The organism is Idiomarina aquatica (assembly GCF_003987185.1).
Lineage (GTDB): Bacteria > Pseudomonadota > Gammaproteobacteria > Enterobacterales > Alteromonadaceae > Idiomarina > Idiomarina aquatica.
This window is the reverse complement of record NZ_PIPS01000001.1, coordinates 994635-1020706: the sequence shown is the minus strand read 5'-3', so window position 1 is coordinate 1020706 and position 26072 is coordinate 994635. Positions and strand designations below refer to the sequence as shown.

At 52.4% G+C, this 26072-nt stretch carries 21 protein-coding genes; 16 read left to right on the top strand and 5 right to left on the bottom strand.

Annotated elements, in window-relative coordinates; all coding sequences use genetic code 11:
• The first annotated feature begins 40 nt into the window (after window positions 1-40).
• From CWE23_RS04640 to CWE23_RS04630, 3 genes are read left to right on the top strand one after another with little or no spacing between them, the layout of a single operon-like run.
• Complete coding sequence (locus CWE23_RS04640; protein ID WP_157982907.1) at window positions 41-742, top strand: fimbria/pilus periplasmic chaperone; 702 nt, start codon at window positions 41-43, stop codon at window positions 740-742.
• The gene (locus CWE23_RS04635; RefSeq protein ID WP_126819647.1) at window positions 711-3095 is read left to right on the top strand and encodes a fimbria/pilus outer membrane usher protein; all 2385 of its coding nucleotides are present in this window, start codon (window positions 711-713) and stop codon (window positions 3093-3095) included. Before CWE23_RS04640 ends, CWE23_RS04635 begins: the two co-directional genes overlap by 32 nt.
• A gap of 8 nt (window positions 3096-3103) precedes the next feature.
• Entirely contained in the window at window positions 3104-3958 is an 855-nt protein-coding gene (locus tag CWE23_RS04630) for a hypothetical protein (RefSeq protein WP_126819646.1), read from the top strand.
• Between the two features lie 68 nt (window positions 3959-4026).
• Here CWE23_RS04630 and acnB read toward each other — a convergent pair whose 3' ends face one another.
• Complete coding sequence (gene acnB, locus CWE23_RS04625) at window positions 4027-6615, bottom strand: bifunctional aconitate hydratase 2/2-methylisocitrate dehydratase (RefSeq protein ID WP_105305635.1); 2589 nt, start codon at window positions 6613-6615, stop codon at window positions 4027-4029.
• A 129-nt stretch (window positions 6616-6744) separates the two neighbouring features.
• Complete coding sequence (locus tag CWE23_RS04620) at window positions 6745-7635, bottom strand: LysR family transcriptional regulator (protein WP_105305636.1); 891 nt, start codon at window positions 7633-7635, stop codon at window positions 6745-6747.
• 112 nt (window positions 7636-7747) lie between these two features.
• Between CWE23_RS04620 and CWE23_RS04615 the strand changes: the two genes are divergently transcribed.
• Complete coding sequence (locus CWE23_RS04615; RefSeq protein WP_105305637.1) at window positions 7748-8827, top strand: efflux RND transporter periplasmic adaptor subunit; 1080 nt, start codon at window positions 7748-7750, stop codon at window positions 8825-8827.
• On the top strand, window positions 8827-11874 hold the full coding sequence (locus tag CWE23_RS04610) for an efflux RND transporter permease subunit (RefSeq protein WP_105305638.1): 3048 nt from the start codon (window positions 8827-8829) through the stop codon (window positions 11872-11874). The genes CWE23_RS04615 and CWE23_RS04610 overlap by 1 nt, the downstream gene beginning before the upstream one ends.
• A gap of 16 nt (window positions 11875-11890) precedes the next feature.
• On the opposite strand, the gene CWE23_RS04605 is transcribed toward CWE23_RS04610, so the two are convergent.
• Window positions 11891-13648: a DUF885 domain-containing protein gene (locus tag CWE23_RS04605; protein WP_126819645.1), complete on the bottom strand. Its 1758-nt coding sequence runs from the start codon at window positions 13646-13648 to the stop codon at window positions 11891-11893.
• Between the two features lie 133 nt (window positions 13649-13781).
• On the opposite strand from CWE23_RS04605, the gene CWE23_RS04600 reads away from it, so the two are divergent.
• Window positions 13782-14747 (top strand): Dyp-type peroxidase, encoded by a 966-nt coding sequence (locus tag CWE23_RS04600; RefSeq protein ID WP_126819644.1) that lies wholly within the window; start codon window positions 13782-13784, stop codon window positions 14745-14747.
• On the opposite strand, the gene argR is transcribed toward CWE23_RS04600, so the two are convergent.
• On the bottom strand, window positions 14723-15196 hold the full coding sequence (gene argR, locus CWE23_RS04595; RefSeq protein ID WP_126819643.1) for a transcriptional regulator ArgR: 474 nt from the start codon (window positions 15194-15196) through the stop codon (window positions 14723-14725). The two genes, CWE23_RS04600 and argR, sit on opposite strands and share 25 nt — an antisense overlap.
• Window positions 15197-15354: 158 nt before the next feature.
• Between argR and mdh the strand changes: the two genes are divergently transcribed.
• The 10 genes from mdh to CWE23_RS04545 all read left to right on the top strand — a co-directional run bounded on the left by mdh (window position 15355) and on the right by CWE23_RS04545 (window position 24732).
• Window positions 15355-16284 (top strand): malate dehydrogenase, encoded by a 930-nt coding sequence (gene mdh, locus CWE23_RS04590; RefSeq protein WP_105307671.1) that lies wholly within the window; start codon window positions 15355-15357, stop codon window positions 16282-16284.
• Window positions 16285-16665: 381 nt separating this feature from the next.
• Entirely contained in the window at window positions 16666-17637 is a 972-nt protein-coding gene (gene ispB, locus CWE23_RS04585) for an octaprenyl diphosphate synthase (RefSeq protein ID WP_126819642.1), read from the top strand.
• A gap of 434 nt (window positions 17638-18071) precedes the next feature.
• Entirely contained in the window at window positions 18072-18383 is a 312-nt protein-coding gene (gene rplU, locus CWE23_RS04580) for a 50S ribosomal protein L21 (RefSeq protein ID WP_105305642.1), read from the top strand.
• Window positions 18384-18398: 15 nt separating this feature from the next.
• Entirely contained in the window at window positions 18399-18656 is a 258-nt protein-coding gene (gene rpmA, locus CWE23_RS04575) for a 50S ribosomal protein L27 (protein WP_105305643.1), read from the top strand.
• Window positions 18657-18782: 126 nt separating this feature from the next.
• Entirely contained in the window at window positions 18783-19946 is a 1164-nt protein-coding gene (cgtA, locus tag CWE23_RS04570) for an Obg family GTPase CgtA (RefSeq protein ID WP_105305644.1), read from the top strand.
• Window positions 19947-20256: 310 nt separating this feature from the next.
• Window positions 20257-20757: a type 3 dihydrofolate reductase gene (gene folA / locus CWE23_RS04565; protein ID WP_126819641.1), complete on the top strand. Its 501-nt coding sequence runs from the start codon at window positions 20257-20259 to the stop codon at window positions 20755-20757.
• A 113-nt stretch (window positions 20758-20870) separates the two neighbouring features.
• A complete protein-coding gene (locus CWE23_RS04560) occupies window positions 20871-21245 on the top strand; it encodes a DUF3718 domain-containing protein (protein WP_105305646.1) in 375 nt (124 codons plus the stop codon).
• A 141-nt stretch (window positions 21246-21386) separates the two neighbouring features.
• The gene (locus CWE23_RS04555; protein WP_126819640.1) at window positions 21387-22853 is read left to right on the top strand and encodes an alpha/beta hydrolase; all 1467 of its coding nucleotides are present in this window, start codon (window positions 21387-21389) and stop codon (window positions 22851-22853) included.
• Window positions 22853-23587, top strand: a complete 735-nt coding sequence (locus tag CWE23_RS04550; protein WP_126819639.1) for an ABC transporter ATP-binding protein — start codon at window positions 22853-22855, stop codon at window positions 23585-23587. The genes CWE23_RS04555 and CWE23_RS04550 overlap by 1 nt, the downstream gene beginning before the upstream one ends.
• A complete protein-coding gene (locus CWE23_RS04545) occupies window positions 23587-24732 on the top strand; it encodes an ABC transporter permease (RefSeq protein ID WP_126819638.1) in 1146 nt (381 codons plus the stop codon). The genes CWE23_RS04550 and CWE23_RS04545 overlap by 1 nt, the downstream gene beginning before the upstream one ends.
• A gap of 19 nt (window positions 24733-24751) precedes the next feature.
• On the opposite strand, the gene CWE23_RS04540 is transcribed toward CWE23_RS04545, so the two are convergent.
• Window positions 24752-26071 (bottom strand): NAD(P)/FAD-dependent oxidoreductase, encoded by a 1320-nt coding sequence (locus tag CWE23_RS04540; RefSeq protein ID WP_105305650.1) that lies wholly within the window; start codon window positions 26069-26071, stop codon window positions 24752-24754.
• Window position 26072 lies beyond the last annotated feature (1 nt).

The following is a 26072-nucleotide window of genomic DNA, read 5'->3' as shown; positions in this document are numbered from 1 at the left end:
GGCGATGGCTCTCGTTTTCCGCCAAAATAAGAAAAAAACCATGCTAAAAAAATCATTGTTCGGGTTGCTCGTGCTCACCGCTTTATTGGTGAAAGCCTACGAGGTTGAGCCGATGATAGCTGAAATTCTGGCAAGCAGCGGTAACAACCGGGTCACCTACCGTGTGGCTAATCCAAGTGACACCACGCTGGCACTGGAAGTGGAAATCTACAAACGGACGTTCGATGAAAACCAGGCCGAGCAGTTGGTCGAAACCGATGACATTCTGGTACTGCCGCCACAAACCGAAGTGAACGCCAAATCTTACCAAGTTTTTCGGGCGCAATTCATTGGTGACCCACGGATTGCAGAGACTCAATCCTATCGTATCGTGTTCAAGCAATTGCCGTTGAAGAACGACGCCGACGGTCAACCTGAGATTAATATGGTGTTTAACTTCGCCACCTTATTGTTTGTCAATCCGCAGCAAGGCATCGAAAGCCTGCAGCAACGTCTTGAATGTGACGCGCAGCAACACTGTGAGCTGGTATTGAGTAACGAAGGCAACCAAGTGGTTAACCTAAATGGCAGTGAGTTGTTTATTAACGATGGCGAAGAACGTGTGGTGGAGTGGACGCTGTATCGCGAGCTACTGCCAGTTTCTTATTTAATGCCATCACATACCATCCGGCTGGCGTTATCATCAATTCACGAACAAGGGACAGTTGAAGATGCGTTCATCCGCCTGGCTGACGATCGTTAGTGCATCATTTGCTGCTGCGGTTCCTGTTTGTGTCGCACAGCAATACGCTATCGATTTACCGGTTACCTACAATGAAAGAAACTTAAAAGATATCGCCGTCAGTATTCAATCCGGTGAGGTTGTCTCGGTGGTTCGGGACTCTCTGCTTGATTCGATGAAACGGTTGCTCAATGATGAAACCTTGCAACGACTCAGCACCTATGAACAGTCCATGATTCCACTGTCAACGTTGGAAGACAGCGGTATTTTTCTTACTTTTTCAGTGCAAAACATGAGCCTGACCCTGAAGCTGGCGGGGACGGCATTGCGTCCTACCGAGCTTGATTATGGTGGTCAAAATGAATTGGTATTACCCGATGAAACGGCATCCTGGGCAACATTAAACCGTTTTAATTTGTTAACGGAAACGATCGACTCCGATACCCAAGTTGCGCTTGAATGGCTCGGTAGTGCCAACTTTGGGGGCTATGACGGCGTCAATATGCGCTGGTCAGGGTTTGCTGACCGCGACAATGAGGGAGATAACACCTTCTATCGCGGCGAAATTACGCTTTATCACGATGATCCCGTCAAACCGATGCGCTACGAGCTCGGTGACTTAACCACCTTTACCAGTGGTCATGTCAGTGGTCTTAATATGGGCGGCATCGGCATTTCGCGTGCATACCGGGAACTGCAACCTCGTCGTGAAATCAGCCCGGGGAACACCCAACAGTTTTATTTGCCCTCCAGCGCCGATGTCGAAATCCAGGTGAACGGGTTCACAGTACTGCGGCAGCAGTTTAATCCGGGTCGTTACGAGTTGAATGATTTGCCGCTTACGTCCGGAGCAAATGAGGTACTGGTTATTGCTACCTTCGAAGACGGCACTACGCAAACGTTTCAGTTCGATAACTTCTACAGTGGTGCTTTACTGCGTAAGGGCTTGTCGGATTTTTCATTACGGCTGGGGTATGCTTCGGAGTTTGAGGAGTTCTCATACGATTATGAGGACGAATTAACCCTCTCGGGTTACTACGATTATGGTTTTAGTGATGCCTTTACTGCGGGTATCAATGCCGAACTCAGTAGCCTTGGTCATATTGCCGGAACTACATTGTCTTATGGCTTTAGCGTGGGGGTCGTTACCTTACGTGGGTCGCACTCGAAAATTGAAAGTTACGACGGCTATGCGGCCTCCATTGATATGGGTTTTTCGGTTTGGGGGAGTGGTTATAACAGCTCTCCCAACTTGCGTTTTAGTTATGAAACCCGGTCTGATTTTGCTCCAACCGTGGCAATGGTGCCATTGACACTATTGGACGATAAACGTTTTACCGCAGATTACAGCTATTATTTTAACGATGATCTGGATCTCACAGCCAGTGTTTCGCGCTATGAAGCGGTTGATGGTACGGAAATAGACATTGATTCGCTGCGTATGAGTTATCGTCGTCGTGGGTGGCTGTTTAGCGCCGAGTACTACCGTAGTAACTTTATCGATCCGCTGACGCAGCAGCAGGATGGTGTGTTTTTCAGTATCTCCTGGAACGGCTATGACTCTCGCAGTCAGATCCGTAGCCGGGCGGAATACGATGATCGGCGGGAACAGACGCAACTTTCCTATGGCCGTATAAATCGGAACCGAGTCGGTAATTATGGCTACGAAATCTATGGCATTGATAATGCTCAGATCCGCGATATACGTGCCAGTGCAAGCTATACTGGTAATCGGGGTCGAGCTGAGTTGACGGCATCGCAACTGGAATTAGCGTCAGGAGCGAAATTTGACATTTATCGTACGGCACTGTCATCAACCCTGGGTATAGCCGATGGTCAGGTTGGTGTCGGAAGTATTGTCGAAACGCCCTTTGCGTTAGTGCGCAAGCACCATACGCTGGCGAACAGTACCGTGCAGGTAAACCCGGACTATCTGGGCGAGATTGAAGCAAAAGCGGGTGAAACCATAGCCGGTATGGTGTCACTTGGAGCACCGTTTAGTGAAACCAGTGTGTTGGTTAACGTGCCGGATGCGCCGCTGGGCTATAACTGGGGGCCTGGTTTGTATGACTCAAGCGGCGGTAGTACGACCGGTCGTGTTATTACGGTAGGTTCCGACGCGGCCTATTTGGTGCTTGGTTATATATACAATCATCTGGGGCAGCCGTTAAGTCTGGAACGGGGAGAGTTACGTGGAGAAGGGCGGGTGCTCGAAGTCTTCACGAATCGGCGAGGGCGGTTTGCGGTCGAAGGTATAGCGCCGGGTCGATACCAATTGGTGATAGGTGGCCTGTCCGCTGACGTTGTACTGACAGCAACAGAAGAGAATTTAATTGATGCGGGGGTTATTACCGTAAGTGAGGTGAAGCCATGAAGTGGTTCATGTTTATACTTGTGGGGGTGTTTGCGCTTAATGCGCAGGCCAATAGTCAATATCCTCACCAGTGTACCGGCGATTTTGATGTGCAAATCAATCAGCACAGTTCGGTGCGCTTTGATGATGAGATTTTATTGCCAATAAAGGTACAGGCGTATCGGGAGGGAGGCCCGTGTATTGACACCCTGATTTTTGGTGCGGTGGACGCGGGCCCCTTTAAACTTAAGGGGGCTAACGGGGTTGAACTGGATGCAACGCTGCTTGATACCAACCGTAAGCCATTGCCGGTTCGTACGGTTGACGGCAGATTGTCATGGGTGGTTGATTACCATGGTCATCAGCGTCTGAACCTGTGGCTGCGCATTGACGGTCACCGGGTGATCACCTCCGGTACCTATTCTGCTGCGTTGATGGTGAGTTCTCGGGATGGTCAGCATAATTTGGTGCAAAAATACCTCGATGTTGGCTTTTATATGCCGGCAATGGTGAGCATTCATGTGTCAGATTCTGACAGCAGCGTGCAAGGCCACGGCGGACATTATCAGGTTGAATTGGGTAGTTTGAATGACGGTGCCCGCGCCGACTGGCGTTTGAGTGTGTTCAGCAACAGTCTTTACGACGTCACCATATTTTCTGAAGAGAAAGCACTGGTTCACCAACAGGACAGAGGGAGTCAGATACCCTACGAGATTTTATTCGATGGTGACCGTTTCTCGTCCAGCAGCATGTATCAGCGCAGTTACCAGCAGAGTTATTCGGGTAAGCGACGGTTCACGATGGGGGTGGTCGTCGATGATGTCAATTATCAGCGCGCGGGACGTTATCGGGATACGGTTTACGTTACCGTTACAGCGCGTTAAAACTTTTTCAGGAATGAAAAAAAGCGCCTTGCGGCGCTTTTTTCTTTGCGATGGCTTAGCTTACGTTATTAAGCCACATTAATGGTTGGAATGATGTTTGCCTTGGCCGCTTTCTCAGCGTCACGGAAAGCATCCATTTGATCAAAGTTTAGATATTTATAAACTTCGCCAGCCATTGAGTTAATGTCCTGTGCGTATTCCAGGTATTCTTCCGGCGTTGGTAGACGGCCAACAATCGCACCGACGGCAGCCAGCTCGGCTGAGGTCAGGTAAACGTTGGCACCATCACCTAGACGGTTCGGGAAGTTACGGGTAGAGGTCGACAGAACGGTTGAATTAGGTTCAACACGCGCTTGGTTACCCATACACAGTGAACAGCCCGGCATTTCTGTACGAACACCATTACGCTCGTAAATGTCGTAGTAACCTTCGGTTTCCAGCTGTGCTTTGTCCATCTTCGTTGGCGGCGCAATCCACAGACGAGTATTCAGAGGATCCGAGTTCTTCTCCAATAATTTACCCGCAGCACGGAAGTGACCAATGTTGGTCATGCACGAACCGATGAAGACTTCGTCAACTTTATCGCCGGCGACTTCGCTCAGGAACTTGGCATCATCCGGATCGTTCGGGCAGCAAACGATAGGCTCTTTGATTTGATCCAAGTCGATTTCGATGACTTCTGCGTATTCCGCATCTTTATCCGCACGAATTAAGCTTGGGTTCTCCAGCCACTCTTCCATCTTACGCGCACGACGTTCAAGGGTACGGGCATCGCCGTAGCCTTCGTTGATCATCCAGCGCAGCATGGTGATGTTTGAACGCAGGTATTCTGCGACAGAATCTTCAGACAGGTTGATGGTACAACCCGCCGCGGAACGTTCTGCCGAGGCGTCAGATAATTCAAACGCCTGCTCAACGGTCAGGTGTTCAAGACCTTCAATTTCCAGGATACGACCCGAGAAGGCGTTTTTCTTGCCACGTTTTTCAACGGTCAACAAACCTTCTTTAATCGCAAAGGCAGGAATCGCATGAACCAGGTCACGCAGGGTAATACCCGGCTGCATTTTACCTTTAAAGCGAACCAGCACAGATTCCGGCATATCCAGTGGCATAACCCCTGTTGCTGCAGCAAACGCAACCAAACCAGAGCCTGCCGGGAAAGAAATACCCAGCGGGAAGCGGGTATGTGAGTCACCACCAGTACCGACGGTGTCCGGCAACAACATACGGTTCAGCCAGCTGTGGATGATACCGTCACCCGGACGCAATGAAACACCACCACGGTTCATGATGAAATCAGGCAGCGTGTGCTGAGTTTCAACGTCAACCGGCTTAGGATAAGCCGCTGTGTGACAGAACGACTGCATGACCAGGTCAGAGTTAAAGCCAAGGCAGGCCAGGTCTTTCAACTCGTCACGGGTCATTGGGCCGGTGGTATCCTGAGAACCAACGGTCGTCATCTTAGGTTCGCAATAGGTACCTGGGCGAACACCTTCCATACCACAAGCTTTACCCACCAGCTTTTGTGCCAGGCTGTAACCTTTACCGCTGTCAGCAGGCTGTTCAGGTGTCAGGAACAGATCGGTGTGACCCAGTCCCAGAGATTCGCGAGCCTTGGTGGTTAAACCGCGACCGATGATCAGGTTGATACGACCACCCGCACGAACTTCGTCAAGGATGACACGTGATGCGTAGTCGTATTCGGCGATCACCTCGCCCGCTTCGTTTTCGATTTTGCCTTCATAAGGGTAGATGGTAATGACATCACCCATGTTCATTTTTTCTACGTCGGCTTCAAACACCAAAGCACCAGCATCTTTCATGGTGTTAAAGAAGATTGGAGCGACTTTACCACCGATGCAGATACCGCCGGCACGTTTGTTTGGTGTACCCGGCATATCTTCGCCGATGTTCCAAAGTACCGAGTTGGTTGCCGATTTACGTGAAGAACCAGTACCGACAACGTCACCAACGAACGCAACCGGATGACCTTTTTGCTTCAGCTCTTCAATTTGCTTGCCCGCGTCAGTGATGCCTTCGCGCGGCATTTTATACATAGCTTTAGCGTGCAGCGGGATGTCTGGGCGTGACCAGGCGTCAGGCGCCGGTGACAAGTCATCGGTGTTGGTTTCACCGGTTACTTTGAAAACCGTCGCTTTGATTTGCTCCGGCATTTTGTCACGGCTGGTAAACCACTCACCCTCAGCCCACGACTCAACCACTTCTTTCGCCAGCTCGTTACCGGCTTTCATTTTTTCTTCAACGTCGTGGAACGCGTCGAACATCAAAATGGTGTGTTTTAATTCTTCCGCGGCCAAACGACCCAACTCGGCATCGTCTAACAGTTCCACCAAGGTTTCGATGTTATAGCCGCCGTGCATGTTACCCAGTAACTTAACGGCGTCCTGTTTACTGATAACCGGGCTTTGTACGTCACCCTTTACCAGCGCGCTTAAGAAACCGGCCTTAACGTAAGCGGCTTCATCAACACCCGGAGGCACGCGCTCTGCCAGCAGTTCGACCAGAAAATCTTCTTCGCCGGCCGGTGGATTTTTCAGTAGCTCAACAAGATCCGCTACCTGCTCAGCCGTTAATGGTTTTGGAGGGATGCCCTCTGCGGCACGTTCTTCCACGTGCTGACGATATTCTTTAAGCACTCGAATTACCTCTTATTTTGCTTACATCAATGGATGACAATTGCTCGATGCGGCGCATTATACGGAAAGCGCGGCTAAATTCCCATGTTATGGGGGCATTCAGGCAATAAATGCGGTGAATGGCTATTGTCAGCCGCAGTGATTGAGCGCCTGCTGCCAAAGGCTCTGTGCTGCTGGCCCCAGGGTGCGTGCGGCAGACCGAATCATGTGCACTTCCAGGTTAACTTGCTGGACAAAACCGGGGATCGAAATCTCATGTAATTGACCCCCGTCAAGATAAGGTCTGACCATATGTTTGGGAATGATACCCCAGCCCATACCGGCGAGAAGTAACTCCCGTTGGGTGGTCACATCATTAGCCTGAATACGGCGCTTACTGGGTAGCCGCAAGATGGCATCGACGCTGATCCCGACGTCCAGATTCTGTGGCAACAACATCGTGAGATTCAATAATTGCTGGCGGGTGGTGGGGCGCGTACCGATGCGTTTGACGAGGCTGTCCGCGATCACCACGATAAGTTCGAACGGCGCAATAGGTGTGGTCTCAAAATCACCGTATTGGCGGAACAGCGGTAGCCACGGGCAAATAGCGAGATCAACTTCACCTTCATTGACGCGGCGCAGACTGCGTAACTGCGATTCGCCTTCGATGCGGATTTCCGTGGCCGGAAAGTCGGTCTGCAAGGTGTCTATGTGTTGCAGCCAAAGACCGGCATCGCAGGTGTGGTCGTAGCATAACGTGATATGGGGCTCGGCACCTTCACGTAACCGTCCGGCCAGTGTTTGTAAACGCTGATGCTGGCGCAGCACCTCCTCGGCCTGGCGCAGATACTGCTGGCCGTGGGCAGTGAGCTTTAACCGGTAGCCACTGCGATCGAACAAGGCAAAACCGGCTTCCTGTTCAAGCTTTTTTAGTGCCATACTGATGGCTGACTGGGTTTTAAACAGCTGTTGTGCTGCTTGTTGCAGACTGCCGGTAGCGGCCACGGTCTGCATCATTTCCAAGTGTAAGATGTTCATAATTATTGAATAAGATGAAAATATTAATTCAATATAACTGTATTAGATTCTTGCTTAAACTAATACCATTAATTCACCGTTTAATACGCTGATGACTGCAACGGGGCTTGCTATGTACACTGGAAACTGGAAAACGCTTTTGGCGATAGGGTGGTTGTTGTTAACGGTGGCGGGTTGTTCCGACAACAGTGCCGCCGAAAGTGTGACTAAGCCTCCCCGGCCGGTAAAAATCGCCGAGGTTAAAGACGCGGCAGCGGTGCAATTGCGCCACTTTCCGGCGGTGGTGCAGGCATCGGAAGTGGCTCAGCTGACCTTTCGGGTCGGCGGCGAGATTGAGCAACTGCCGGTCAGAGCTGGCGCTGAAGTAAAGCAGGGTGACTTAATTGCGGCGTTGGATCCGACCGATTATCAGCTCGCGGTGGATCAGGCTAAGGCGCAATACGATCTCGCCTCATCGCAATATCAGCGCAATCAAAAGCTGGTGCAGCAAGGGCTCATGTCAGAAGCGCAGTTTGATGAAATAGAATCGCAGTTGGCGGTGGCTAAATCCAACTATGAAACCGCACAGGCGAATTTGAGTTATACCCGGCTGGAGGCTCCCTTTGATGGGATTGTGGCCCGTTTAGCCGTGGAAAAATATGAAAATATTCAGCCCAAGCAACCGATCGCGACGTTACAAATTGCCGATGCCATTGACGTTGCGATACAGGTTCCGGAAAACTTGTTTGCTCGCGTTTCCAAGCGCCTTGACTATGAACCTCTGGTGGCGTTCGACGCGGCGCCGGAACAGCGTTTTTTAGCGCACTTAAAGGAGTGGGATTCGCAGGCTGACCCGGCCACCAACACTTACGAGGTGGTGTTTACCTTGCCAAAGCCGGAAAACCTCAACATTCTGCCCGGCATGACCGCAACCGTTATCGTTGATCTCAATCAGGTGCTGCGACAAGTTCTTGATGGCGTTGTGATCCCGTCCTCGGCGGTGTTTGCTGACCCTCAGGGGCAGTCTTATGTGTGGCGTGTTAACGACGATATGACGGTCACTCAGGTCGCGGTCGAAGTCGGCAACATGACCAACAGCGGTTTGTTGATCAGCGACGGACTCAGCGCCGGTGAGCGTGTGGTTGCCGCCGGTGTGCAGCAATTACAAAACGGCCAGTCCATTCGTCAATGGAAGCGTGAGCGGGGGCTGTAATGAACATCGCTCAATACAGCATGGAACGTAAAACCAGTAGCTGGCTACTGCTATTGATTTTATTAATTGGTGGTATCGTCAGTCTGACGCAGTTAGGCCGGCTGGAAGATCCTAAGTTCACCATCAAGCAGGCGATGGTGATTACCCAATACCCCGGCGCATCGGCGCAACAGGTTGAGGAAGAGGTCAGTTACCCGCTCGAGAATGCGATTCAGGAACTCAGTTACGTTGATCATGTGCGTTCGATTTCCAAGCCGGGACTGTCGCAGATTACGGTGGAGATGAAATCGATTTACCGTGCCGATGACCTGGAGCAAATCTGGGATGAATTGCGCCGTAAAGTCGGTGATGCCAGCCGCCGTTTGCCGCCGGGCACTCAGCAACCGATGGTGCGTGATGATTTTGCCGATGTTTATGGGGTGCTACTGGCGATCACCGGCGAGGGTTACTCCTATCATGACATTGAACATTATGCGGATTTTCTGCGCCGCGAATTGGTGCTGGTTGAAGGCGTCGGTAAAGTGGTGGCAACCGGTGAGCAACAAGAGCAGGTGGTGGTTGAAGTGTCGCGGGCGAAACTGTCAAACGTGGGCATTCCTCCGGCTCGCATCGCCAACTTATTGACCACGCAAAATACGGTGGCCGATGCCGGTCGCGTAACCATCGAAGACGAAGCGTTCCGCATCGCCACCAGTGGTGAGTTTGAGTCGGTGGAGGAGTTGGCCAATTTAGTGATATCAAATCCCGGTGCCGACGAACGCATTTACCTGCGGGATGTTGCCGCAATCTATCGAACGGTAGAGGAAATTCCCCAGCAGGTGGTGCGTTTTAACGGTCTGCCATCGGTATGGCTGGGGCTGTCTTTTGCCGATAACGTGAATGTCGTGGAGGTCGGCGAGCGCATTCAGGCAAAGCTGGATGAGCTGAGCTATGCGCAACCCATCGGGATGCAGTTGGAACGCATCTACGATCAGCCGCATGCGGTCGAAAACTCGGTCAATGACTTTCTGCTGAACTTGGTCGAAGCGGTCGCGATCGTTATTATCGCGTTGCTGGTAACCATGGGGTTTCGCAGTGGTCTGTTGATCGGCACGGTATTGTTGTTGACGGTGCTGGGTACCTTCATCTTCATGAACGTGTTTTCGATCAACCTGCAACGGGTATCCCTGGGGGCGTTGATCATTGCGCTGGGGATGTTGGTTGATAATGCCATTGTGATCGCCGATGGCATTGTGGTGGGCATGCGCCGCGGGCAATCAAAACTGCAGGCCGCGGTGATCACCGTGAAACAGAATCAATGGGCGCTGTTGGGTGGTACGGTGATTGGTATCATTGCGTTTGCGCCGATTGGTCTGTCAGCGGATGCGACCGGCGAATTTGCCGGCAGTTTGTTTTGGGTGTTGCTGATTTCGCTGTTGTTAAGTTGGATTACGGCACTGATATTGATCCCATTTTTAGCGGACCGGCTGTATTCCAAAAAGGACATCAGTGGTGATGGTAACAGTGATGTCTTCGACCATCCGGTGTATCGCGTTTATCGACGTGTGCTGGAAGCCTGTCTGCGGCACAAAGTGTTTACCATGTTATTGATGCTGGCACTGTTGGTGGTATCCGCAGCCGGCTTTAAGCAAGTTAAACAAGCGTTTTTTCCACCGTCGACGACGCCGATGTTCTACGTTGACCTCTGGTATCCGCAAGGTACCGATATTCGCACCACGGCACAGGACTCCAAGCGCCTGGAACAATACCTGCTGGCGCAGCCGCAGGTGGTTTCGGTGTCCACAACCGTCGGTCAGGGCGCACCGCGTTTTACCTTGACCTATCTGGTCGAAAAAGCGTACGAAAGTTATGCACAGTTAATTGTGCGAGCTCAGGATAAGGACGCCATGGAGCAGATCATGGCCAATGTCCGTGAACACATCCGGGTCGCTCATCCTCAGGTGGAAGATAAACTGATTCGAGTCGAAATTGGACCGGCGACGCCGGCCAAAATCGAAGCGCGCATCAGTGGTTCAGAACCGGCAGTATTACGTGAGATTGCGACGCAGATCGAAGCGATTCTGGCCAAGGATCCGGGCGCCATGAATATTCGTCATGACTGGCGCAACAAAACTAAGTTGCTAAGGCCGCGTTTTGATGAGTCGGCGGCACGGCGACTGGGTATTACCAAACAGGACGTTAATGATCTGCTGCGGACCAACTTTGTTGGTCGCCAGGTCGGCTTGTACCGTGATGGCACCGATTTACTGCCTATTGTCTCGCGGGCTCCGGCCAGCGAACGAGTGGATCTGGATAACTGGCAGGAACTGCAGATATACAGTCCAGTCATGGATCGCTTTTTGCCGTTGGCGCAGGTGGTACAGCGCATAGACGTAGAGTGGGAGGACGCCTTAATTTTACGCCGTGATCGCAAACGCACGCTGACGGTGATGGCTGATCATGATGTACTGGGTGAGGAAACCGCCACAGCGGTATTTGAACGGGTCCGTCCGCAGATTGAGGCGCTGTCGCTGCCGCTGGGTTATGAACTGTCCTGGGGAGGTCAGCACGAGGCGTCAAATAAGGCTCAGACGGCGCTGTTCAGCTCGTTACCGCTGGGATTTTTGGTGATGTTTATCATCACGGTGTTGTTGTTCAATTCCGCTCGCCTGGCGGTGGTGTTGTGGACGACAGTACCGTTGTCGATTGTGGGGGTGACAGCAGGCCTGTTGCTGTTGGATAAGCCGTTTGGTTTTATGGCGTTACTTGGCTTCTTGAGTTTGTCGGGGATGCTGATCAAGAACGGCGTGGTTTTGCTGGAGCAGGTGAATGTTGAGCTGGGCGAGGGTAAACCGCCGCATCAGGCGTTGGTGGATGCGTCGGTCAGCCGCGTTCGTCCGGTTGCGATGGCGGCAGCAACCACAATTCTGGGGATGCTACCGCTGTTATTTGATGACTTCTTTGCCAGTATGGCGACGGTGATCATGTTTGGCCTTGGGTTTGCGACGGTACTGACGCTCATCGTGGTACCGGTGATGTACGCGCTCATCGCTTCACCCAAGCGCTAGGCGCCGCCGACGGCGTCTAGCGTTGCTGGTTGATCCAGTCATTGATGTGAGCCTCGAGAATGTCCAGCGGCACGCTGCCATTCTCCAGAATCGCATCGTGGAACTCACGCAGATCAAAGTCAGCCCCCAATTGCTGCTCAGCCTCGGCTCGTAAGCGCTTAATGGTTAACTCACCCAGCTTGTATGACAACGCCTGCGCCGGCCACGTAATGTAACGATCAATCTCGGTCGTTACGTTATGCAAGGACAACGCCGTGTTATTGGCCATAAACTCAATCGCCCGCTCACGGCTCCAGCCCATCGCGTGCATACCGGTATCCACCACCAGTCGCGCCGCGCGCCACATCTCATAACTCAGACGACCAAAGTTGCTGTAGGGGTCCTGATAAAAGCCCGCTTCCAGCCCCAGATACTCCGAATACAGCCCCCAGCCCTCACCGAAGGCTGAGATATAGGTCTGTTGACGGTATTCAGGTAACCCCTCCAGTTCGCCGGCCAGTGCATTCTGCAAATGATGACCCGGCACCGCCTCGTGTAAGGTCAACGCTTCCATCTGATACAACGGGCGACGGTCCAGGGCATAGGTGTTAACCCAATAAAAACCGGCGCGGTCATCGCGGTTGGTGCCTGAATAGCGACCGGTGGTGTATTTGGGTGCGATTTCTTCCGGCACCGGAGCAATACCATAAGGCTTGCGTGGCAGCGTTTTAAACAGTTTGGGCAGTTCGCCGTCCATTTTTTTGGCGATCCAGGCGGCATAGCGCAGCAATTCTTCTGCGGACTTTGGATAGAACTGCTCGTCGGTACGCAGGAAATGAACAAAGTCATCAAAGTCGCCGTCAAAGCCGGTTTCTTCGATCACGCGCAACATTTCAGCACGAATACGGGCAACTTCCTGCAAACCGATGTTATGAATTTCTTCCGCACTCAAGTCGGTGGTGGTGTAATGTTCAATGCGGTTTTTATAGAAGGCATCACCGTTTGGCAGCTCGCTGGCACCGACGGATTCACGAGCACTTGGTAAGTACTCACTGACCATGAAGGTAAAGTAATCGTCGTAAGCCGGCATGATTTGGTCATCAATGATGGTGGCGGCTTGTTGTTGTAAATCGGCCCAGGTGCTGTCATCAATAAACGTCGGCTGCTGCTGGAACGGGTCGTAATAAACGCTGGCTGTCGGATCTTGTACGATGTACGCAAGGATACTTTCTTCAAAGCCGGCCATGGCTGCTTTAGGCTGAGTATAGCCTTGCTCGATGGCCTGCCGCAGCCAGTTGGTCTGTTGCGCCATGTAACGTTCGATGGTGCCGAGTTTGGCAAGGTAGTCGCGATAATCTTGTTCGCTGTTAAAACGGGTATAGCCCGGCATAAACGCCAGTGAACTGTGAAATGAGCCCTCGGCGGTTAGCGGCATCAGGTGCGCATTAAACCGGTACTCATCGACACGGTTTTTCAATGCATAATGGATCATGGCGTGATTAATACGATCCTGCTTATCAAGCTGTGCGACATCGATGGCATCGAGTTGTTTAAGCCATGTTTGATGGCGCTCGAAGCGTTGCTTTAACGCGTCTGGCGACATATCCGGCAGCGCGGTTTTGTGTGGTGCCGAAAGTGCTTCCCAAATGGTGTCAGCCAATTGTTTAAACTGTTGAGTTTGTGAGCTGGCCGCAACCGCGCTATTGTTGGTCGTAGTCCGTTGATTTGGCGCGTCCGTCTGACTGGCACACGAAGTCAGTGACAGAATCGCTAAAGCAATGATCGTTTTGCGCATGATTTTTCCTTGCGAAGCAATATTAAATAAAGGCATTCTATAATGCCTGCAGTTCGCGGCAATGTAAAAGAACCGAAAAAGCACGCCAAATGTCTCAAACGGCGGCCTAAAAACAACAACAACGGGGTCAACTTTGCTAAAAGCACAATCCGGCGTTTGTGCCGAACCTAATCTGCATGGTTTAACCTTATTCTGCAACGTAATGACAGATGACGTTGATGCGGTGCGTGGCAAGCTGGCGCGCATTCCGGACATCATCAGCGAACTTGATGATCGCTTTTCCGAATCGATGCTGAACGGCTTTGTCGCCGTAGGGGCCGATTATTGGGATGTCGTCTATCCGGAGCAGAAACCGGTTTATTTACGCCGTTTCCCGGAGCTGTCGCAGGGCGACCGTGAAGCACCACGACAGCCTTACGACTTATTATTGCAGATCCGCTCCGATCGATTTGACGCCAATTACCTGGCCGGGCGGACCCTGCTCGAGTGGTTAGGTTATGATGTCGAAGTGGTTGAGCAGTTGCGTACCTTTCGTTATCTGGATGGCCGAGACCTGACCGGCTTCATTGATGCGCCCGATAATCCTCGGGGCTTACGCAAGCGCGCCGTTGCGCTGCTCGACCCGGACATGGATGCGGAGTTTGCCGGTGGCAGCTATTTGTTTCTGCAAAAATTTCGTCACGATCTCAGGCGCTGGGACCACCTAGGACCTGAACGGCAGCAACAAATCATGGGGCGCGATAAAGTATCCGGTGAGCGCTTAGCGGAGGCCGAAATTGAAGGGGTTACACACGCCGCTAAAACTCGTTTGCTGGGCGCTGACGAGCAACCGGTAGCCTTGTTACGACAAAACATGCCCTGGGGCGACCTGCGTGAACAAGGGCTGCTCGGTATGTATTTTAGCAACCAGCCCAAAACCGTTATCGACTGGCTTAAAGAACGCTACTACGAAGACGAACAGGGGCATTATGACCCCTTGCTGGACTACACTCAGGCCGTCACCAACGCCAGCTTTTTCGTCCCGTCCCCGGATTTTTTAAAACGTTATCGCTACGCGATACAGACCGACTCGCGTCAGGATTCTGACACCACCGAATGAGTGGCAAACAACTCTTTGACTTTGGTCAAGGTAAAGTCAATTTCCGACACCTTTAACGGTGCGATAAAGATGGTATCGTCACCGGCAATCGTGCCCAATACGCCTTCTTTTTTCCCCACCGAATCCAACAGCCGCGCGATCAACTGTGCCGCGCCCGGGCTGGTACGGATGATCACCATTACATCATTATGCTGAATATCCAATACAAGCTGATTTAATGGTGCTTTGGCTGAAGGTACGCTAATCTCAGCGGGTAAACAGTAAACCATCTCCTGCTTAGCATTGCGGGTGCGAACAGCGCCGTGTTTGCTCAGCATGCGTGAGACTTTTGACTGACTGACATTAGTAAATCCCTGTGCTTTAAGGGCATCGACAATTTCCGTTTGTGAGCCATAGCGTTCTTCTTTGAGTAATGCTTTGAACGCATCCAGTAAATCTGCTTTGGTCATAAGTCTTGTGTTCCAGGTTTGCGGTACCGGGTTGGTGGGTAACCAGCCGCGGCTAAATTTGTAATTTTAACCCTATTAGAGTACAGTTTTGCGCCAAATATTGCATAACTATTCTATGCTTATGCAGTACCTTATCAAACAGTCAAATGGAGTCTGAGATGAAAGTAGCCGTATTAGGTGCGGCCGGTGGTATCGGCCAGGCATTGTCATTACTTCTTAAAACTCAATTACCAGCAGGTTCTGAGTTATCTTTATATGACGTAGCACCGGTCGTTCCGGGTGTTGCTGTAGACCTGAGCCACATCCCGACCGACGTTAAAGTGACCGGTTTCGGTAAAGACGATCTGGCATCAGCGTTGGTGGGCAGTGACATCGTATTGATTCCAGCCGGTGTTCCCCGTAAGCCGGGTATGGATCGTTCAGACTTGTTTAACATGAACGCAGGCATCGTGAAAAACCTGGTGCAGGGCGTTGCTGATAATTGCCCGGACGCTTGTGTGGGTATCATCACTAACCCGGTTAACACCACAGTTCCTATCGCTGCTGAAGTACTGAAGCAAAACGGTTGCTACGATAAGCGCAAGTTGTTTGGTGTTACTACGTTGGACGTTATCCGCTCGGAAGCGTTCGTCGCGGAATTGCGTGGCCTTAACCCGGCTAACGTGACGGTACCGGTTATCGGTGGTCACAGCGGTACGACGATTCTGCCATTGCTGTCTCAGGTAGAAGGTGTTGAGTTTACCGAGCAAGAAATTAACGATCTGACGCATCGTATTCAAAACGCCGGTACCGAAGTGGTTGAAGCGAAAGCAGGCGGTGGTTCAGCGACCTTGTCAATGGGTCAGGCGGCAGCACGCTTCTGCTTATCGCTGGTGAAAGGCTTACAAGGTCAGGAAACCGTCGAGTGCACCTACGTTGAAGGTCCAGGTGACCACGCGACTTTCTTCGCACAGCCAGTACGTCTGGGTAAAAATGGCGTCGAAGAAGTGTTGCCTTACGGCGAGCTGAGTGCATTCGAGAAGCAATGCATGGATGAGATGCTGGATGGCCTCAAGAGCGATATTCAAAAAGGCATCGATTTCGTTTAATCGGGTGTCGCCAAAAAAACCGCGCTTCGGCGCGGTTTTTTTATGCCTGGCGCCGCCTGCGGCGGCTTGCCTGGCGACACGTGCTTCGCCGTGTCTTGCTCGGCGTCCGCTCCGCGAACTTGCCTGGCGCGCCGAAGGCGCTTGCAGCAAAGCGCCGTAACTTGCGCCTACGGCGCAAGGAGGCTTGTCGCGCCACAGGCGCGACTCGCTGGGGTTTACAAGCGCCTACGGCGCGCCCAGCAAGCGGGCGGAGCCCGCGCCGGGCAAGGTACGGCGAAGCACGTAACGCCGAGCAAACCGCCGAAGGTGGCGCCTAGCGCTTATTGTAAAAATGATGTAGCATGGCGCTTCCGTTAAATTTTGTAAAAACAGATAGCTACCATGGATATGCAGTCCATTAACGCGTTAGCCAAAGACGACATGCTTGGGGTTAACGCGCTGATCGGTGAACAGCTAACATCAGATGTTGCCCTAATCAACCAACTTGGCATGTACATCGTTAACAGCGGCGGTAAACGACTCCGTCCCTTGTTGACCGTACTCGCCGCCCGAGCCCTTGGGTATCAGGGCAACGATCATCAAAAGCTGGCCGCCATCATCGAATTTATTCATACCGCAACTTTGTTGCACGATGACGTAGTGGACGAATCCGAACTGCGGCGCGGACGCAAAACCGCCAACGCAGTATTTGGCAATGAAGCCTCAGTACTGGTGGGTGATTTTCTTTACACCCGTGCCTTCCAGATGATGGTGCAGCTGGACTCGCTGAAAATCCTCAGTATTTTGGCCGATGCCACCAATATCATCGCCGAAGGTGAAGTACTGCAGTTAATGAACTGCAATGATCCTGATACCACCGAAGCACGCTACTTTAATGTCATTTACGGCAAAACCGCGAAACTGTTTGAAGCGGCAACGCAGTTGGCCGGCATTTTAACCGAGCAGGATGATGATGTGACGGCGTCGATGGCGGATTATGGCCGCTATCTCGGTACCGCGTTTCAGCTCGTCGATGATTTGCTGGATTATACCGCGGATACCGCAACCATGGGTAAGAATGCCGGCGACGATCTGGCTGAAGGAAAGCCGACGCTGCCGCTGTTGTACGCTATGTGGCATGGTGATGAAACTGAGCAAAATTTGATTCGCGCCGCGATCGAAAACGGCGACGGACGCGAGCATTTGCAAACGGTTTTGACCGCGATGGAGCGTACCGGGGCGTTGACCTACACCCGCGAAAAAGCGCTGGAATCGGCACAACAGGCGCGCGACGCGTTAGCGGATATTCCAGATTCAGACTACAAACAGGCCTTGCTGGCGCTCGCTGATTTGTCAGTCAATCGTATCGCTTAATTCCACAACGCAGTAAGGGGTTGCCCACGACGGACTGGCGTCCTTTGTGCGCAACGCCTTACTGCGTTGCGCTTGGCGCGGGCTTTGCCCGCTTGCTTGGCGCTGCAAGCGGTGCTTGCAGCTTGCGCGGCGTTCGCTACGCGAACTTGCCCGGCGCGCCGAAGGCGCTTGCAAACCCTGGCGAGTCGCGCCTTCGGCGCGACAAGCCTCCTTGCGCCGTAGGCGCAAGTTACGGCGCTTTGGCAAGGCGCTTTGCGCCGCCCGGCAAGCGGGCGGAGCCCGCGCCGGGCAAGACACGTGCGTAGCACGAGTCGCCAAGCAAGCCGCCGCAGGCGGCGCCAAGCGGAAATTACCGCTTGCGTTAATTTCCGCTTTTCAGTACAATTCGCGCCCTGATTTAAATTTGGATACCCATAAGGGTTGTGGAGATTACTATGTACGCAGTATTCCAAAGTGGCGGTAAGCAGCACCGTGTGACTGAAGGCCAAATCGTCCGCCTGGAAAAACTGGAAGCAGCTACCGGAGACGTAGTTGAGTTCGACCAGGTTTTGATGGTTTCTGACGGCAGCGACGTGAAAATTGGCGCGCCGTTCGTATCAGGTGGCAAAGTTAAGGCAGAGATCGTAAACCACGGTCGTGGCGATAAAGTAAAAATCGTCAAGTTCCGTCGTCGTAAGCATTCTCGTCGCCAACAAGGTCATCGTCAGTGGTTCACTGAAGTGAAAATCACTGGTATCAACAGCTAATTAAGGAGTAACGACATGGCACACAAAAAGGCTGGTGGTTCAACCAAAAACGGTCGTGACTCAGAGAGTAAACGTCTGGGTGTTAAGCGTTTCGGTGGTGAGTCTGTATTAGCAGGCAACATCCTTGTTCGTCAACGTGGTACTAAGTTCCACGCCGGCGACAACGTAGGTATGGGTAAAGACCACACCTTGTTCGCGACTGCAGAAGGCAAAGTTTCTTTCGAAACCAAAGGCAACAAAAACCGTAAATACATCAGTGTTATCACTGACTAATTAACGGATTGCCAAAGCCGCCTGCAATAGCAGGTGACTGATTACGGAGCCCCGCCTACAATAGGCGGGGCTTTTTCATATGTGCTAAGATTTTGTTCCAGGCATCCAAGCAAAGTAAGTTTATTCATGAAATTTGTCGATGAAGCAGAAATCCGCGTAGAAGCGGGCGATGGCGGTAATGGCTGTATCAGCTTCCGCCGCGAAAAATACATTCCTAAAGGTGGACCCGACGGCGGCGACGGTGGCGACGGCGGTGACGTATACCTTGAGGCTGATGAAAACCTCAATACGCTCATTGACTACCGCTTTGAGCGCTTCCACCGGGCACAGCGCGGTCAAAACGGGATGGGTAAAAATTGTACCGGTAAACGGGGCGAGGATATTACCCTGTTCGTACCACCGGGAACTCGCGCCACCGATCAGGACACCGGTGAGGTGCTTGGCGATTTAACCAAACACGGTCAACGTCTGATGGTGGCCAAAGGCGGTTTCCACGGCTTGGGCAACACTCGCTTTAAAAGCAGTGTCAATCGTGCGCCACGGCAAAAAACCGACGGCACTCCGGGTGAGATACGCAACTTAAAACTGGAGCTGATGCTGCTTGCGGACGTCGGTTTGTTGGGTATGCCAAATGCCGGTAAGTCGACCTTTATTCGTTCGGTTTCGGCTGCCAAGCCGAAAGTGGCGGATTATCCGTTTACCACCCTGGTGCCGAATCTCGGCGTGGTACGTCCTGCCGCACACCAAAGTTTCGTGATTGCCGATATTCCGGGGTTGATCGAAGGGGCCGCGGATGGTGCCGGACTGGGTATTCAGTTCCTCAAACATCTGGAACGTTGTCGGTTGTTGCTGCACTTGGTTGATTTGGCACCTTACGACGAAAGCGATCCGGCCGAGCAGGCCCGAATCATTATCGAAGAGCTTGAAAAATACAGCCCGAAACTGGCCGACAAGCCACGTTGGCTGGTGATCAATAAGATCGATCTGGTACTGGAAGAAGAGCGCCAAGAGCTGGTTGATGCTCTGGTTGAGGAACTTGAGTGGGATGGTCCGGTCTATCAGATCGCGGCACTGGAAGGCCGTGATACCGATAAACTTTGTCGTGACGTGATGGCGTTTATCGAAACCATGCCATCACCCCATGAAGAAGCTGAACAAGCCACCGAAGCGGATCCGGTCGACTTTAAATGGGATAGCTACCACGAAGAGGCGATGGAACAGGTCGACGATGATGACGACGATGACTTTGATGACGACGACTACGACGTTGAGGTAATTTACGAGCGCTAGCCGGGCTCGCTTTGCTCGCGGTTTGGGCTCGCTTTGCTCGCGGTTTAGGCTCGCTTTGCTCGCGGTTTGAGCTCGCTTTGCTCGCGGTGTAGCTTGCTGCCTTCGGCGCAAGGGTTTAGGGCCTACGGCCGCCAAACCGGCGAAGCCCCAAACCGGCCGAAGGCCCCAAACCGGCCGCAGGCCCCAGACCGGCCGAAGGCCCCAAACCGGCCGAAGGCCCCAGACCGGCGAAGCCCCAAACCGGCCACAGGCCCCAAACCGGCCACAGGCCCCAAACCGGCCGCAGGCCCCAAACAACTGAGGAAATTCAATGAAAATATCACTGGTGGCCGCGATGGCCAATAACCGCGTCATAGGTAAGGACAATACCATGCCGTGGCACATACCCAGCGAGTTAAAATATTTCAAAAAAATTACCTTGGGTAAGCCAATTGTTATGGGTCGGCGGACATTTGAATCCCTTGGTCGTCCTCTGCCAGGGCGCAAAAACATTGTCCTTTCGACCCAGGCGAAACCGCCCGAAAGCCAAGCAGAACAAGTGGTTTGGGTGTCCGGTGTTAAGCAAGCCATTGCCGCTGCTGGGGCGGTAGACGAGCTTATGGTGATTGGTGGCGGAAAAATTTATAACGCGTTTTTACCCTATGCGGATCGACTTTATGTTACCGAAATCGAACTGAATGTTGCAGGCGATACATACTTTCCAGACTATCAGCAAGTCGGTGAATGGCAGGAAGTGGAGCGGCAATACGTTGCCGCCGAAGGCCCCAAGGTACCCGCTTATACTACTCGTATACTCGACTTAAAACGTTAGGTAAATGTTAACAAATCAAACACTTAAGCTTAAAATCGGACGTTGATGCGACGCTAAATTCGTAGTATTATTTTGATGAAAATTTGAGCGATTTAGTGATAGGGGTCACATAGATGAAAGCATTGTTATTAGGCTCAGTAATGGCAGCCGTGGCAGCGACTGGAGTAACCTTTTCAAAGAACGCAGAAGCCAATGAGCTGGCGTTGAGCCTTTGCACTTACGTACAAGGTGACGACACCATGCGGATGCGCAAAAAGTTGCGCGATTCACGCGTACGGATTCGCGACGTGTACTCGGGTATCCAGTGCAACGGTCAAAGCCTATTGCAATTCGCAATGAGTAATGGTTCGAGCGATGTCGGTACGTTTATTGTCGGCCGCCTTGCTGTTGATGATTTGAAAGCATCAGGCGACTATGAGTGGGCGCAGTCGAATGGCCACGGTGGTTCGGCTATTGCGCAAGCGATTAAAGAGCGTGCTGGTCTTTAACCGCGATTGATGACGAAAACGAAAAAGGCTCCTACGGGAGCCTTTTTCATATCTGTTAACAAATTATTCGATTAAAGCCGTTGCTAAACTTGCGTAGCAAAGTAACATTGATGCTTCTTAGCGTATCGACAGGGAATCACAATGCGATCAAGTTTGGCCATTATTTATGGTTTAGTGGGCATAGCAAGTGCCCTCAGTAGCCCTTTGTTCGCGTCTGACGACGTGCCGGTTGCTCACAGTGAGTCATGTTTTATTGACGGTGTCGATGAGCAACTCACCTGCGGTTATGTGCCGGTTCCGGAGAATTACCAGCAACCTGATGGTAAACAGATCGACATTCATTATGCGATTTTGCCAGCGGTAACCGAGGGTAAGCGGCCAGATCCTTTGTTAATACTCGCCGGTGGACCGGGTCAGGCGGCAACCGAGTTGGCCCCGATGATTGCAAAAATTTTTGAGCCGGTGCGCAAAAAACGCGATATTGTCTTGATCGATCAACGCGGCACCGGCGCCAGTAATCCGTTGCAATGCGAAGTGCAGCATGCGGATGAACTCATGCAGACCGACGATCCGGACAACCTTCGCAAGATGGCTGCAAATTGCCTCGCTAAATTGACGGATACCGATACGCTTCAATACACCACACTGAACAGCATTCGCGACTTCGAACAGGTTCGGAAGGCTTTAGACATTGCTCACTTTAATCTCTATGGCGGTTCGTATGGCACTCGGGTCGGGCTTAAGTATCTGCAGCACTATCCTGAGTCCGTTCGTACCGCGACACTTGACGCTGTGGCTCCTCCACAAGTGGTCATTGGCCCGTTCGGATTACACGGCAGTCTGGCGTTCAACCTGATGTTAGAGGACTGCCAAAAGCAACCAGGATGTGCCAGGACATTTCCTGATCTTACCGGAGATTATCAGGAAGTGATGAAGCGACTAGCGACAACCGAAGTGAAATTGGACGCTAACGATCCGCTGACAAATGAACCTATTGAGATGTTACTCACGCCGGGACGTTTTGGGTCCATTATTCGCTTGGCGCTGTATAGCCCGATGAGTCGCCAGTTATTGCCGTACACGATTCACCAGGCCGCTGTTGAAAACTATCAGCCATTACTGGGATTAATGGGCAGTACCACCGTTGCCGCGCAAAACTCAATCTATTTGGGTTTAATGTTATCGGTTGTGTGTAGTGAAGACTTACCGCGGGCCAGTGACGAGTTGCTGGCTCAGGATGCCAATAATGACTTTATTGGCGGCCAGACCGGCGAAGCGTTCAAAGCGCTGTGTTCGGCATGGCCGGCGCAGCCGGTTGATGAAAGCTGGGCCGAACCGGTGCAATCAGACAAACCGGTGTTGCTGCTGTCCGGCACCCAGGATCCGGTGACGCCACCACGTTGGGGTGATATTGCCGCCCGTACGCTACCCAACAGTAAACATTTGGTTGCGTCACATGCCAGCCACACGATTGCCAGTCACACCTGCGCTAATCGCATTATTGCTAAATTTATCGAAGCCGGCAGTGTCGAGTCGCTTGACGGCGACTGCCTGAAACAGCGCGTTGCTCAACCCTTTGTGCTTAACGTCAATGGGGAGGGGCTGTAATGATCAACGTGCAACGCTTAAGTAAATCTTTTAAAGAGGTGCAGGCACTGGATAACCTCAGCTTTAGTGCTCCCGACGGCCAGATAACAGGACTGTTGGGTCCCAATGGCGCGGGGAAAACAACCTGCCTGCGGATCATTTATGGACTGTTGAAAAGTGAGCAGGGTGAAGCCCTCATTAATGGTATTGACGCCAATCAGGATCCCATCAATGCTCGCCGCCAGATTGGTATTTTTCCGGATAAATTCGGACTTTATGAACGCCTGACCGTGCGTGAACAGATCCGCTATTTTGCGCAGCTACATGGGCTGAGTGGTATGGAGCTGGAGCAGCGCACCGAACTCGTTATCAATCAACTGGACATGAGCAGTTTAGCGAACCGAAAGTCAGCCGGTTTTTCGCAGGGCCAACGCATGAAAGTCGCGTTAGCGCAAGCATTGGTGCATAACCCCAAACACCTGATCCTGGATGAACCCAGTCGTGGCCTGGATGTCATGAGTACCCGCATCTTACGCGATATTTTACGAGAGCAGCGAGCGCAGGGGACCTGTATCTTGTTCTCCAGCCATGTCATGCAGGAAGTCGCCGCGTTGTGTGATCGCGTGGTAGTGATGGCAAAAGGGCGTGTTGCTGCTGAGGGAACCCCACAGGAGCTGTGCGAATTGACGGGTGAGTCCGCACTGGAAGAAGCCTTTGTTAAGATTATCGGTAGTGATGAGGGGATTGCAGCCTAATGAATATGACGGCACTGATCTGGCGTAAAGAATTTAAAGACGCCCTGCGTGATAAACGATCGGTTCTTGCGGCGATGTCTTACGCGTTCTTTGGGCCCATGTTAATGGCGGTGGCGTTTTTTTTCCTCATCAGCCAGTTGACCGATCCCTCCGACGTTGAAATCTCCATCGAAGGCAAAGAACATGCGCCGGAGCTGGTACAACACCTGCAACTGCAGGGAATCGTTGAGCGCCAACAACCCTGGCCGGACACCGTTACGCCGATTACACTTTCGATCCCGGCGCAGTGGGCCGAGCAAATAAAACGTGCCGAGCCGGTTACGGTAACGTTGCGCGCGGACTGGTCGGCACAGAAACAGCAAACGGAAATTAAACGGGTTGAACGGGCGGTGCAAGCTTATGCGGCGCAAATAACGCATTACCGCATGATACTGCGGGGGATCGATCCTCGCATGGCACAACCCATTAACCTCAGCAAACAAGATTTGGCAACGCGGGGCTCTAAAGCCGCGTTGATCATGGGCAGCGTGCTGGTGTTTATCATTCTATCGGTGTTTTGGTCCGGCATGAACGTAGCTATCGACATCAGCGCGGGTGAACGGGAGCGCAATTCGCTGGAGTTTCTGTTGTCGCAGCCACTCAGTACGCAGTCAATTGTCTGGGGTAAGGGGCTGGCGGCCACCAGTTTTGCGGTGTTTGGCGCGGCTCTCTCTCTGGTGCTGATACCCATTATTTTTAATTATGTCCCGTTGCAGGAAATCGGCATGAGCGTTAACTTCTCGGTGCCGATGATGCTACTGATGTTCGTACTGCTGATCCCTCTGGCGCTGTTGGCGACGGCATTACAACTGTTTGTTTCGTTCCGGGCAAAGAACTTTAAAGAGGCACAGACCTATATCAGCTTCCTGTTGATTATCCCGATGGCGGCTTCTTTCGGGGTCGAGTTTGCACGCCTTAAAACGCCGATTTTGTATTATCTGCCGCTCACCGGCCAGCATCAGACATTCCTGTCGCTGATCCGCGGCGAAGGGGTAAATTGGCTGGGGGCTAGCGTCAGCGCCGTGGCAACCCTGGTATTGGCGCTACTGATAGGGCAACTGATCGCACGGATGCTGAAAAGTGAAAAAACGGTATTTGGGCTGTAGCTTGCGCTTAATGCGCAAGCTACTCGGTCATCCGCGCATAATGGTAGAACGCCCATTGCCCGAGGCGACGTAAAGACGCCAACGGGAAGCGTTTAAGCGGCGTTTTGTAGTAGGGCAGGTCCGGCAGTTTATCACCCATGGCGGCCTCGGCCAGGCGCTGTCCGGCCAGTGCACTAAAACTTACGCCGGCGCCGCAATAGCCCATACTGGCGTACAAATTATCGCCAATCGCACGTACCCGTGGGTAGTCATCCAGGGATACACTCACCCAACCGCTCCAGAAGTGCTCCCACTTATGTATCGATCGCAGCGCTGGAAACGAGCGCTGTAAGGCGCTTAACAGGTGTTGTGCGTAAAAGGGGTCATCGGCATGGCGACCACGGATAGCCCCACGGCCTCCCATCAGTAACCGCTTATCGGGTAACAGACGGAAGTAATATTTCAACGTACGGGTGTCCATATAGGCGTGTTGTGACTGTAAACCACAGCCCCGCAGTTGCTCATCGGTAAGTGGCGGTGTGGTAATAATGCTCGACAACACCGGCAGTGAGCGTCCGCTCAGTTCTGTCAGTAACCGGTTGGCGGTATAGGCATTGGTACATAACAACAATTTATTGCAACTGATGTCGCCTGCTGAGGTGCTGACACGCCAGCCTTCCGCTAACCGTTGTATGTTGTTAGCGCTGCATTGCTCCACCAAATTGGCGCCGGCCTGAGCCGCCTGCTGCGCCGTAGTGGCGGCCAGCTTCAATGGATTAACCGTAAAGCAGTCATCAAACTTTAAGCCCGCATGGGCGTGCTGGCTGTGCAAATAATCCTGTAGGTCTCCGCCGTCGAGCCAGGACACCGGCTGCTGATAGTGCTTAAGGGTTTGAAATTGCTGCTGCAGTGTCGCCACCGCACGGGGGCGATGGGCCAGTTTAATGTAGCCACCGTACTGTGCGTCACAATGGTCGGCAGCGCCCTCAAGGCGTTGTTGAATCAACTCTAGCGCCCGTTGGTGCTCATCAGCCACGGCACGGGCTACGGTTGGACTGAAACGTTGTTGCCATTGGGCGAGGCCCAGCCGTCCAGTGCTTTTCATAACGAAGCCCGCGTTACGGCTGGAGCAGCCCCAGGCTAGCCGGTTTGCGTCGATAACCGTGGTTTCGCGGCCATATCGTTCGGTTAATGTGATAGCCGCATTCAATCCGGTATAGCCGGCGCCAATGACCAGTACATCCGTGTGCTCCGGTAACTGACCGGTATGCGGCCAATGCACTTGACTATGTGCCTCCCAGTAGCTGTTCGGAGAGGGTTGGTTTGACTCAAGCTGGGTATCGGAGAGCGGATCGTACATG